The 11758-nt window shown below is 59.0% G+C and carries 7 protein-coding genes; 1 reads left to right on the top strand and 6 read right to left on the bottom strand.

Annotated features, from left to right (window positions below):
• Positions 1–89: 89 nt before the first annotated feature.
• The 5 genes from HDF16_RS06895 to HDF16_RS06875 all read right to left on the bottom strand — a co-directional run bounded on the left by HDF16_RS06895 (position 90) and on the right by HDF16_RS06875 (position 9341).
• On the bottom strand, positions 90–2207 hold the full coding sequence (locus HDF16_RS06895) for a beta-galactosidase (protein ID WP_184214845.1): 2118 nt from the start codon (positions 2205–2207) through the stop codon (positions 90–92).
• Positions 2208–2332: 125 nt separating this feature from the next.
• The gene (gene chrA, locus HDF16_RS06890; protein WP_184214843.1) at positions 2333–3532 is read right to left on the bottom strand and encodes a chromate efflux transporter; all 1200 of its coding nucleotides are present in this window, start codon (positions 3530–3532) and stop codon (positions 2333–2335) included.
• Positions 3533–3581: 49 nt separating this feature from the next.
• Complete coding sequence (locus HDF16_RS06885; RefSeq protein ID WP_184214841.1) at positions 3582–4487, bottom strand: proline iminopeptidase-family hydrolase; 906 nt, start codon at positions 4485–4487, stop codon at positions 3582–3584.
• 91 nt (positions 4488–4578) lie between these two features.
• Entirely contained in the window at positions 4579–7794 is a 3216-nt protein-coding gene (locus tag HDF16_RS06880) for an FG-GAP-like repeat-containing protein (RefSeq protein ID WP_184214839.1), read from the bottom strand.
• 305 nt (positions 7795–8099) lie between these two features.
• Positions 8100–9341 carry a potassium channel family protein gene (locus HDF16_RS06875; protein WP_184214838.1) on the bottom strand — a complete coding sequence of 414 codons (1242 nt, stop codon included), beginning with the start codon at positions 9339–9341 and terminating at the stop codon, positions 8100–8102.
• A 203-nt stretch (positions 9342–9544) separates the two neighbouring features.
• Here HDF16_RS06875 and HDF16_RS06870 point away from each other — a divergent pair, with 203 nt between their 5' ends.
• The gene (locus tag HDF16_RS06870; protein WP_184214836.1) at positions 9545–9919 is read left to right on the top strand and encodes a response regulator; all 375 of its coding nucleotides are present in this window, start codon (positions 9545–9547) and stop codon (positions 9917–9919) included.
• Positions 9920–9934: 15 nt separating this feature from the next.
• On the opposite strand, the gene HDF16_RS06865 is transcribed toward HDF16_RS06870, so the two are convergent.
• Positions 9935–11674: a putative bifunctional diguanylate cyclase/phosphodiesterase gene (locus HDF16_RS06865; RefSeq protein ID WP_184214834.1), complete on the bottom strand. Its 1740-nt coding sequence runs from the start codon at positions 11672–11674 to the stop codon at positions 9935–9937.
• Between the last annotated feature and the right edge of the window lie 84 nt (positions 11675–11758).

Here is an 11758-nt window from a genome sequence, read left to right as displayed (position 1 = left end):
CTCTCGACCGAAGCGCCGGACAGCATCACAGTCCGTCGCGTAGTCGAGAGACCCCGCATTGGCATTGCTTTTTCTGCTGCTTGGAAGCTCTATGCTCCCTCCAGCACCCTCACCCCGTAACCCTCCAAACTCACCGTCTCCGACACCGCCGCCCCGCTCAGCGCATCCTTCATCTTCCCCGCCACCTTTACCGAGACCGGCGCAGCGTTGTAGTTCAGCAGATAAGTCAGCGTCCCTTTGTTTGACCGCCGCGTCGTGATCTCCACTCCGCGAGGCACATCCGCTGTAACCTTCACCCCCGAGGTCGCGGAGAGTGTCAGAAGCACCCGAGCCAGATCCGCCGGCTCAAGATGCGCCCCCACATAAATTGCCTTGCCCTTACCGAAGCCATGCGACGTAATCGCCGCCTTCCCGGCGTACTGCCCCGTCGTATAAGTCGCCAGAACATCCGCTCCCTTCGGGTCGAGAATGTCACTCCACACCTTGCACTCCGCTTCGTTCCCCGCGAGCATGCCCGAGAATTTAACGCCCTGCTTCTCCGAATAAATCGGCTGCGTGTCGAGCACCTCCACACCCATCACATCCCTCAACAGCCCCGGCAGCGGAGTATCGACCACGCGGTCGTTCTCCTCCTTCACGCCCAGCCGGAAACCTGCGACAAACGTTCCACCACCCTGCACAAAGCTGCGAATCCGCTCCGCCTGCTGCTTGGTGACGATGTACATCACCGGCGCGTAAAGCACCTTGTACTGCGACAGGTCCTTCGTTGCGTCCACGATATCCACGCCCGCGTTCGACGCTCCCACGCACCCGTACCAGGTCATCAGCTCCGTCGCGTACTTCAGATTCATCTGGCTCGGCTGAATCGTCAGCGCCCAATCGGAGTTCGAGTCGAAGCACAGCGCCACCTCCGCCACATATGGAGCATTCAGCGCCTCATGCCCCAGCGACTTCAGCTCCTTGATCGTCTGCCTCATCTCGTCGAACCCCGGACTATGCGACCGGTCGTGACGGATCATCCCGTGCCAGTACTCCTCCGCCCCGAAGTTCGCCGTGTCCCAGCGGAAGTAGTTGATCCCCATCGCTCCATGCGCGACCGCCTGGTACGTCCACAGCCGAATCTGCCCCGGCTCCGGCTGCGGCGAAAAGTACGGCTGCCCCGCCTTGCCCGACTGCTCTTCCATAATCATGAAGGGCTTGCCATCCTTTGCGCTGCGCGAAAAATCATGCGCAAACGAAGCCACCGAAGAAGTACTCTGCCCGCCAAAGAACAGCGCAAAGAACCCCGGATAGTTGTCCGCCGAGACGAAGTCCAGCTTCCGATACAGGTCCCGCGCGTCGATCGTGTCCACCACACCCGGCAGGTTATTCGTCGTAATAAAGTGCTTCGGACACTCCCGCCGCAATACCATCAACTGCTCTTCGAGATAGCTCACATTCGCGTAGCTCTGATACCGGTCATAGTCCAGCATCAGACCCGGATTCGTCGGAGCGCCCGATGGCAGCGGCACCGGAATCTGCGTCCAGTCCGTATACGTGTTGCTCCAGAAGACCGTCCCCCACGCCTCGTTTACCGCCTCCAGCGTCTTGTACTTCTCCCTGGTCCACGCCTGAAATCCCTCGCCGCAAAACCGGCAGTAGCAACGCGCGTCGCTTCCCAGCGTCAATTCGTTATCGATCTGCCACCCTGCCACACCCGGCGTACTGGCGAACCGCTTCGCCATCTCTGTCGCAATCGTCAACGACAGCTTCCGGTAAGTCTTATTCGTCGGACAGGTGAACCTCCGCGACCCATAAGTCAGCGTGACGCCATGCTCATTCACGATCAGGATCTCGGGATACTTCTTCGATAGCCACGAAGGCGGTGCAGCCGTCGGCGTCCCTAGGATCACCGCGATCCCATGCGCGTTCAAAATCTTCACCGAACGCTCCAGCCACTCGAAGTGGAAGAAGCCCTCCCTCGGCTCCATAAGAGCCCAGGCAAACTCAGCGATGCGGACATTCGTGATGCCCATCGCCGCCATCTGCACGGCGTCGTCTTCCCAAAGATGTTCAGGCGTCTGATCTGGATAGTAGTCAGTCCCGAGTAGTAGCAAATTGGAGGAAACGTTTACCCCATCGCCCTGACTAAACCCCACCCGGCCCGGCAGAAATCCCAGCGTCGCTACGGTCGCTCCAGCACTCAACACAAACATCCGTCGATCCATGTTTCCTCCAAGGCCGATCTTTATAGCAGCCTCAACATACGATCGGCAATCGACGTCCTGGTAAACGTTCCCTAAATGGCGTCTCCCTTTCCCGAGTGCCTCGTCACGGATCGACGACTTGTCTTCTAAAAGACGTGCACCGCTAGGCTGAGAACAAGCATGAGGCCGACAACCGCCACCGGTTGAATCTTCCACTGAGTCAGCAGGACGAACGCAACCAGCACAATCAGAAAGTCCCAAGGGCCGTGCACGGTGGATGTCCAAAGCGGGGAAAAGAGCGCAGCGATGAGCACACCAACAACTGCGGCGTTGACGCCTCGCAGAACGGCCTGCATCGGTCGAAGCTCACGCCAGCGGTGCCAGAACGGCAAGATGGCACCCATTGCCAACAATCCCGGCGCGCTCAGCGCGATGAGTCCGAGCAGACCCAACCAGACACGATGCGCCGATCCCTGGATAGAAGCCCCTAGAAACCCTCCGAAAGTGAAAAGCGGTCCGGGCAGAGCCTGGGCTGCTCCATACCCCGAAAGAAAGACGGACTCCTTTACCCAGCCGGGATCGACCACCGCAGTCTTCAGCAACGGCAGAACGACATGCCCCCCGCCAAAGACCAGCGCCCCGCAGAGGTAAAAGGCCGAAAGCACTTTGATCGCCAAGGCATGGGAGAGATAGCCAGCCAGCGGCAGCACGACGAGCAGCGCAAGAAGTCCAACTGCACAAAAAATCCCTTCTCGCTTTGAAGAAGGCAGCAGCACAACCTTCGGCTCCGGCAACGCAGCAGAGTGGAAGAGCAGGACACCCGCCGCGCCGCCAACCAGGATAGCCAGAAGCGTCGCAAAATGTGAAGGCCCGAAGAGGACGATGGCAAGAGCAATCACGGCTAACGTCATCCGCTCGCGATCCGGAGCGAGAGAACGCTGCATCGTCATGACTGCCTGAGCAACGATAGCGACGGAGACGAGCTGTAGACCGTGGACAACGCGAGCGCCCAGCGGCCCAGAGAGATACGCTGTCCCGTAGGCGAACACAAGCATGAGCACCGCAGAAGGGAGAGTGAACCCAATCCACGCCGCGAGTCCGCCAAACCATCCGGCTCGTAGAATGCCCAGGCCGAAACAAACCTGGCTGCTCGATGGCCCAGGAAGCGATTGTGCCAACGCGATGATCTCTGCAAAAGTGTCTTCGTCGCACCATCTTCGTTGCGCAATGAGATCTTTCTGAAAGTAGCCCAGATGAGCCACAGGTCCTCCGAAAGACACACACCCCAGGCGGAGGAAGGCAAGGAACACCTCCAGCACTGTTCCTCGTCCCGGCTCCTGCTTCATCGTCAGTCCTTTTCCCAGGAAGTTTGCAGAGCCCTTCGCATCGCTGTCCCTACAGCGACTTCAAGAACCGCAGAAGTCCTTCAAAGTAAACCTCCTGGTCGTCCCACATCGCCAGATGGCTCCCATTTGGGCAAATCAGCGACGTCCCATCCGCCACCATCTCCGCCATCTTCTTCAAGTCCTCGGGATCCATCGTGTCGTGCGCCGCGCCGATCGTCAGCGTCTTCACCTTGATCTCGTGCAGCCGGTCCCAGCTCTCCCAGTCCTTGAAGTTCCCCGTCACCACGAACTCGCTCTTGCCCTGCATCTCGTTATAGATCGCAAGGTTCGCCTCACGGAACGCCCGCGTCACCGGCTCCGGCCACGGCTTTGTTCTGCAGATCACCTGCGGATAAAGCTCCTCCATCATGATCCGTTCGTACTCCGGATTGTCGTAGTCTCGCGCCGCGTCCAGAATCTCCAGTCGCTCCCGCGACTCTGGCCCCAGCAGCCCTTTCAGGTAATCCAACCGCCCCAGGTAAGCCTGGATCCCCGCCGTCATATTCGAGATCACCAGCCCCTTCAAGTGTCGCTGATACTTCAGCGCATACTCGATCGAGAGCATCCCGCCCCAGCTCTGCCCATACAGCACAAAGTCCTCGAGCCCCAGCCCCACGCGGACCTCTTCCACCTCTTCGCGATACCGCTCCCGCGTCCACAGCGACGCATCATCCGGCTTGTCCGAGTTCCCGCACCCAAGCTGATCGTAGTAGTACATCTCGATACCGGCCTGCGGCAGAAACGACTCCATCGCCTCAAGATACTGGTGAGTAAACCCCGGCCCGCCATGTAGCAGCAGAACCTTCAGGGGCCCCTCGCCCATCCGCTTGGTCCACACCTTGTACCGGCCACCCATCACCGGAATCATCTTGATCCCCGCCACCTTGATCCCAACCGGATTCAACCCGTCGCTCATCGCAGCAGTATACCCACGCGCTTCAGAAAGCGGAGTCTGACCGAAAGCCCCAGACTCCGCTGCTTTGACCCTTCCATCCGTACAGCAAGAGCTAGTGCGCGATCCAGGTCCAATTCAGGATCTTGATCGAACTTGCCGTGGCTCCGGTCCCGGCTGTGAACCCGGCAAACGCCTGTGCCGGTATCAACGATTCCAGCCCGCTTCCCGAGTACAGCTTTGTGGTGAAGTTCTGGTACTGGTCGAGGTCCGTGATGGAGAGCGTCAGATTCGTCCCATCCGATTCGATCCGCGCATGGAACGTGTGCCCGGTATAGAACAGAATCCCGGTCCTTCCCAGGTCGATCGATGGCGTAGTCGGAGATGCGCCGTTCAGGTATAGGCCAGTCGAGTCTGTCCCCTCGCCCGCATTGTTATGCGTATCGAACTTTATTGCCAGGCTGTTGCCGATCACCGCCCCGCCCCCGCCCGGAGTTGCCGGACCGTAGCCCAGCCCTCCCCCCTGCGAGCCGATTGAACCTAGCCGCTGGTTCTGGATCACAAACGCGAACCCATCCCCCTGGCCATTCGCGATCTGAAAGTCGAAGTCGGTTGAGAAGAAGCCATGCGGCAGCACCTTCGCAATCTCGAACGCTGCGGTCGCCTGGAACTGGGTGCCATTGGTCAACTGCAACACGGATCCATTGACCGCCGCAACGCCATTGAAGCCAAGTCCCGTCCCTCCCGTGAACCCATCAAACGGCTGCCCCGTTCCCGGCGCGAATCCGTCCGGATAGGTTGGCTTAGGATAGGGAAACAGCGACGGAGCTGGCGGAAAGGCGTCGACATTGATGCTCCAATCGTAGATCGTCTGAATGGCTGTGCCGGCGCCGGTCCCTCCAGTGAATCCCGCGTAGAAGGCGCTGCCGCCCAGCGGATAGGCCGTCGAGAGAAACAACGTGAAATCAGTGGACTTTTGCGTCACGAGATCGGTAAGCATCACCTCGATTTGATCTGAATTTTGCGAGAAGATCCTCGCGTGAAAACGATGGCCGCTATGCAGATCGAGTCCGGATGGCGTCAGATCGACCGGAGCGGTGAAATTCGGGTTTAGGGACTTAGTAACTCCGTTCTCCTCAAGCCTCACGGAATTGCTGCCTTCGCCCTGGTTACTATGTAGATCGAAGGCCACCGCCAGGCTGTTCGTGATGCTCGCTCCCGTTCCGCCGGCAGGATTTCCATAGCCAAGGCCGCTGCCGGAAGAGCCAATGGCGTTCGGACCATTCGATTGCAGTACGAAGGCGAAACCGTCAGCATTGGCATCCGTCAATTGGAAGTCGAAGTCTGACTCGAAAGAGGAGACGGCAGTCAACTCGATCCTCTTCTTTGAGAAGAAGCTGCCGCTCTCGAACTGACCGCCATCGGTCAACTCGATTGCCGACCCTTGCAGCTTGGCGCTCCCGTTCAACTGTAGCCCCGTCTCTCCCGCGAATCCGCTTCCGTACGCAACTCCCGCTGAATCGACCTCGCTGCCCGGCGACACACTGCCGCTGTGAAAGGTGTCCCCAGAGTAAGTGGAGATGATGTTGTGTACCCCCGAATCGAGCGGCACAGCCGTGCTACTGCTCGCAACCAATGTCTGGCTCAATGAAGGCACAAAGCTCGTCGATGCCGAGGCGCTCAACGGGTTTAGCTCCAGCAGGTCAGGAATCCCGTCACCCGTGAAGTCTGCGTAAGCAAGCACGGGATACACGTACCCATTCGGCTGCGGAAGGATCAGTGTGGACATGTAAAAAACGCCCTGCCCGGGTGGGTTGGTGATCTGCTGGGCCGCAAAATACGACCCGAGATATCCTTCCGACCCGGCGAATCCCGCTACATCCAGATTGCCGTTGCCGATGACGTCAGCGGCGAATAGGTAGTTCAACCCGTTGCTGCCGTGTTGCACGAAGGTAGAGTCACCGTTGCCGTGCAAGAAGGCGCCGATGCCGAATCCTGTGAAATTGATGTCCAGAAAGCCATCGTTGTCAAAGTCACCGACCAGAAGAGTACCCGCATCGCTCAAATCCTTGTAAGGATTTCCCGATAACGTAACTGCTGTCACGGGGAGTGACTGCAAAGTGCCATCCCCGTTCCCGCCGAGAACCAGAATCTGTTGTGTCACCACGTCGTACAGGGCCAGGTCCTGAAATCCATCGTGGTTGAAGTCCGCAATCGCTGGATTGGCTAAAGTGTCTCCGCCTATTGAAATCGCCGCCTGCACTGCAAACGTCCCGTCACCCTGTCCCAGCAGGACATGGATTGCACCACCGCCCGAAGCGGTCTTGCTGATCAGAACCAGGTCAGCTATCCCGTCCCTATTAAGGTCTCCCGTCGCCAGAAACAACGGGCTGTCGTTAAGAGGCGTGGACGTAGCTGCCGTAAACGTCCCGTTCCCATTTCCCAACCCGACATAAATCGAGTTCGTCTCCGTGTCCGGAATTGCAATATCCAGCTTGCCGTCTCCGTTGAAGTCCGCAGTAAGCAGAGCGCCATGTGCCCCAGTCGGCCCCGCAGGTGTAGGCGCGGGCGTAAAGGCTCCAGCCCCGTTGCCAAGCAGAACGTTCAATGTAGAAGCGCTATTGGTCTCCGCGATGTCCTGGAATCCATCGTTATTGAAGTCCCCGGTCGTCGCTGCAACCGCCGTTGTCTTGAGCGTCACAGGGACGCTGGAGAGATCCAGCGAACTTCCGGTCGGAAAGCTAAGATAAGGGAGATAGTTGACATTCACAGCCACCGGCGCGGTCGCCAGCAAAGCATTGTCCCTCGACGCGTCTGTAAATGTGACCGTTCCGCCAGGTCTAATGCTTCCCACGCTCTGTACATTCGCCGAGAACGTATATCCGCTGGTTGCCGCAACCGCCCCACCGCTTGTTTGGGTCGCCGCGACCGCGGCGCTGGGCGTCGTCGAAAGTCCGTGCCCCACGGAGATGCTCGTAGCGTAGGTCTTTGTCCCGTGAAAGATCGCCCGCAGCGCGTGCGGCCCCGGCGCAAGCTGCAGTCGGATCGTCGCCGTCCCATTCGCCAGCAATTGTGCACGACCGATCGGTGCTTCGTTCTCACAGTTTGTCGGCCCCTTGTCGCAAAAGATCACCAGCCCCGGATGGACCACCGTAGCGCCGGACGTGACCGTCGCCGTCAGCGTCGTCACGCACCCCTGTTGCAGACAGGCGGAACTCACATTTAATGCCGTTGTTGTGGAGGCTTGGGCGCTGCACTTTACAGGCGAGCCAAACACTGCAAATGCGAGCATAGCCAGGAAAAAAGACGGGACGAGACGCAGAACTCTCATGTAGATCTCCGTATGCTGAGGTCGCTTAGGAATGATGGTTGTCGAACTTACTTTCGATTTCGATGCCAGGCCGTTCTGCTTGCATCGACGAGGGGAACTGGGGAGTTCGACCCGATGAGTATCGCCTTTCACCGTGCGGCGTCGTGCACCATCCTGAGTCGGCGGAATCATACGCTGCCAATATGCAGGTTTTCGAGACAAAAAATGGGGATCTCCGATTTTAGGATTCAGCAGTAGGCAATCGCCAGAATCTCGCCGCCCACTCAACCCTTGAGTCACCCGTAGCCGCGACTCCGCCGCTACACCTAGTACTTATGCTCTTCATGCAGCGGAGTCTCACCCACAACCGCAAACTCTCGAGCTTCCTTGTCAGGCTTTGTATTGATTGCCACTCCCGGAGCCAGCTTCCTCGCAATCTCCTTCTGCGACCGCAGCCCCGCCACCGTGCTCCACTGGTCGTTCTTCTTCGGCTCCGTGATCCAATCCGAAACCGGCATCCCCAGGTACTCCGCCAGCGCATGAGCATACGGCTCGTACAGCTTCCGGATCGCCTTCAGCCGCTCCTCCGAAGCCGGATCGCCGCACAGCTCAATGTCGGTATCGTTCAGCAGCCCGCACAGCCTGCGGAAGTCCGCCATCGGCAGCCGGTCGATCTCCTGCTGCGCTGCCCACTCCTTCTGCTCCTTCAGATGAAATACCAGCACCAGGTCGACCAACGCATGCCTTGCCATCGCGAAGGTCAACTGAGCCTGCCGCACCGGCGTCCCCTGCAGGCTCGTAATCAGCACGGAGCAAGCATCCAACACCGCCGTCAGAGCCGACAGCCAGCTCTGGTTGTCATGCTGCGATCGGTAGTAGCAAAGAATCGGGTACGACACATGCGACTCCAGCAGCTCTGCCGACCACCGCTCCCACTCCGCCAGCAGCGTCACAATCGCCTCATCGCCACCATCGAACCCATGCCGCCGCAGCAACTCTCCCGCAGTCGGCGGCGACCCCGCCCGCCCATCCAGCAGCGCAATACTCACCTCGCGCTTCGAAAACGCCCCGTACAGTACCGGCACGTACCCGATAACCAGCGCCACAAATCCCAGCCCCACGCCCGCCTCGGTAATAATCATCGCCCGCGCCGAGACTACCTGCGGCAGGATGTCCCCCAGCCCTAGCGTGAACAGCGTGGTCCCGCTCACGTAGAGGTCCGTCCGAAACTGATCGAACCCGCTAGTCGCCACATGCCCCGTCACGTCGTGGAACGGCGACCCCATCGCGAAGAACAGCAGAGCGAACCCGATCTCCAGCAGCGCAGCCCAGACCACCAGCAGCAGGATCAGGGATGCCGGGCCGTAGATCCCGTAAAAGTCCTCCCGCGCCCGCTTGCTCTCGATCCTCTTCGCGATCCCCGACCACGGCCCCCACGTTGCGATAAAAAATAGCCGCGTGATCCGAAATCGTCCCGCCGGACGCCTTGGCAGGATGATCGTCTGGAACGTGTCCAGACCTACCGCCAACAAAAACACGACTCCCGCGACTCCCGCTATGATCTGCAAAACTCTTTTGGCTCCAAATCAGATTTTAGGTCATGTCCGGAACGGCAACTTTTCCTCGCCTTAGAATAATGAAGCTTATGTTTTCTGGCAGACAGTAACACCTCGAGAATCTCGATAATCTGGCCGAACTTGTCTTCCAATTTCTGTATCACGCTTCAGGGGCCCCCATCGTTACGCAACCTCTCTCCCAGCAGAGCTACACCATGAAACGAGTCCTGGTCATTGACGACGAGCCGATCACGGCCGACACCCTGGGCCTGATATTTCGCAAGCGCGGGTTCGACACCCACGTCGTCTACAACGTAGACGCCGCCCTCGATTACGTTCGCGAGTCGCATCCACAACTTATCCTCTGCGACATCACCATGCCCGGCCGCGACGGCCTCGAGTTCATGGTCGAACTCACCCGCATGAACTCCGCCTGCCCCGTCATCGTGCTCACCGGCTACATCACCAACCTGCCTCCGGTCCGCGAACAGATTCGCAAGATGCCGCAGAGCACCCACGTCTTCCTCAAGCCCTGCCCTCCCGAAGAGATCCTCCGCGAAGCCGCCCGCATGCTCTCCGTCGCCAGCTGAACCGATCTCGATCGGTTAGGGATTGCGTACGTTCCTTCCCAGTCGCAACTCAGCGATAGGGACGGGCCTGCCGAACAGATATCCCTGGTACGCTTTGCATCCTTGCGATGCCAGGTAATCCCGTTGCTCCTGCGTCTCCACACCCTCGGCGACAACGGCAAGCCCCAGGCTCGCGCCCAGCGCCATGATCGAGCAGGCAATCACAGCGTCGTTTGGATTCGTCAGGATGTCCTTCACAAACGTTCGGTCGATCTTCAACTCATCAAGCGGAAGACTCTGTAGATATCCCAACGAGGAGTAGCCGATACCAAAGTCGTCCAGCGAAAAGTAGAGGCCCCTCGCCTTCAACGCCCTCATCTTGGAAACCGTGTCCTCCGTCAGCCCCAGCATCACCCGCTCGGTAAACTCCAGCACCAGCCTCTTTGGATTGATGCCCGTCCGGTCGATCACCTTCAGCATCCGCGGCACGAACTCCGGGTGCGAAAACTCCAGCGCGCTCACGTTGATCGCAATCGTCAACTCGGCAGTCTCCGGATCAGCGCTCCAGCGAAGAAGCTGAATACATGCCGCTTCCAGCACCCACTGCCCGATCAGGCCAATCAACCCCTTCTCCTCGGCGAAGGCAATAAACTCGCCGGGCGACAGCAGTCCACGCTTCGGGTGGGGCCATCGTAGCAACGCCTCAACGCCGGTCAGCTTATTGGCACTGTCCACCTGCGGCTGGTAGTAAAGGACGAACTCGTTCTCCTGGAGCCCACGTCTCAAATCCACATCGAGTACGTCCCGCGCAGTCTCGACCGCCTGCATCTCCGGATCAAAGAATTGCATCGTGCTGATGCCCATGGTCTTCGCACGGTACAGCGCCATGTCGGCACGCTTCAGCAGGTCTTCCACGGAAGACAGGTTGTCCTTGAAGAGAGTGACGCCCAGGCTGCCGGAGCAGCAGTATTCATACTTGTTCAGCTGATAGCACGCCTCGAAGGTCGCGAGGATCTTCTCGCCAACCACCTTTGCCTGCTCCGCTGCCTCAACCGGATTCTTCGAGAGGTGCAGGATCATCACGATAAATTCATCGCCGCCGAGCCGCGCCACCGTGTCGCACTCTCGGATGCAGCCCGTGATCCGGGCGGCAACCTGCTGCAGCAGCAGATCGCCCATGACGTGTCCCTGGGTGTCGTTTAGGTTCTTGAAGGAGTTCAAATCGATAAAGAAGATCGCCCCATGATGATGCGTTCGGACGCACTCCAGGAACGCGTGTTGCAGACGATCCAGCAGCAGCCGCCGGTTCGGAAGCGACGTCAGCGGATCGTAGAACGCCAGGTGCTTGATCTCTGCCTCAGCCTTCTTCCGCGCTGTAATGTCCACCACCGTCAGCCGTACCGGAGATCGGACGTCCTTTGCCGTTACCCGCAGGCAATCGATCTGCGCATCGAAGATCGTCCCATCCAGCCGTCTCAGGGATAGATCCATCCTCTCGGGATCGCCACTCGCCGTCACATCTTCCAGAAGCTGCGCATACCGATGTTCGTCCTGGGCAACCACGAATCCGGCAAAGGGCAGGCCAATGATCTCATCCCTGCGCCCCGACAGAAGCCTCGTTCCCGTTCGGTTCACGTCCAGGACCGACGCAAGAAGATCCAGCGTGAGATAGCCTACCGGTGCCAGCTCATACAGATTGATGTACTGGTGCTTGATCGACTCCGACTCTTCTAGAGAGGCGCGCGTCTCAGAGAGAGTTTGCTCCAACAGTCTCATCTGGTCTCGAAGTTCGCGGTCGCCTATCAAGCCGTCACTTGGTCGCCCTTCCGCTGGTCGTCCTGAATGGAGGTTCATGCAGTT

Origin of the sequence: Granulicella aggregans, assembly GCF_014203275.1 — a bacterium.
Classification (GTDB): domain Bacteria; phylum Acidobacteriota; class Terriglobia; order Terriglobales; family Acidobacteriaceae; genus Edaphobacter.
Note: the sequence above shows the minus strand (reverse complement) of the source record. Positions and strands in the feature narration are given on the sequence as shown.

What these genes read in the sequence shown, in the direction of transcription:
- HDF16_RS06895 (WP_184214845.1), bottom strand. Translation starts at nt 2,207, where the DNA reads ATGGATCGACGGATGTTTGTGTTGAGTGCTGGAGCGACCGTAGCGACG.
- chrA (WP_184214843.1), bottom strand. Translation starts at nt 3,532, where the DNA reads ATGAAGCAGGAGCCGGGACGAGGAACAGTGCTGGAGGTGTTCCTTGCC.
- HDF16_RS06885 (WP_184214841.1), bottom strand. Translation starts at nt 4,487, where the DNA reads ATGAGCGACGGGTTGAATCCGGTTGGGATCAAGGTGGCGGGGATCAAG.
- HDF16_RS06880 (WP_184214839.1), bottom strand. Translation starts at nt 7,794, where the DNA reads ATGAGAGTTCTGCGTCTCGTCCCGTCTTTTTTCCTGGCTATGCTCGCA.
- HDF16_RS06870 (WP_184214836.1), top strand. Translation starts at nt 9,545, where the DNA reads ATGAAACGAGTCCTGGTCATTGACGACGAGCCGATCACGGCCGACACC.
- HDF16_RS06865 (WP_184214834.1), bottom strand. Translation starts at nt 11,674, where the DNA reads ATGAGACTGTTGGAGCAAACTCTCTCTGAGACGCGCGCCTCTCTAGAA.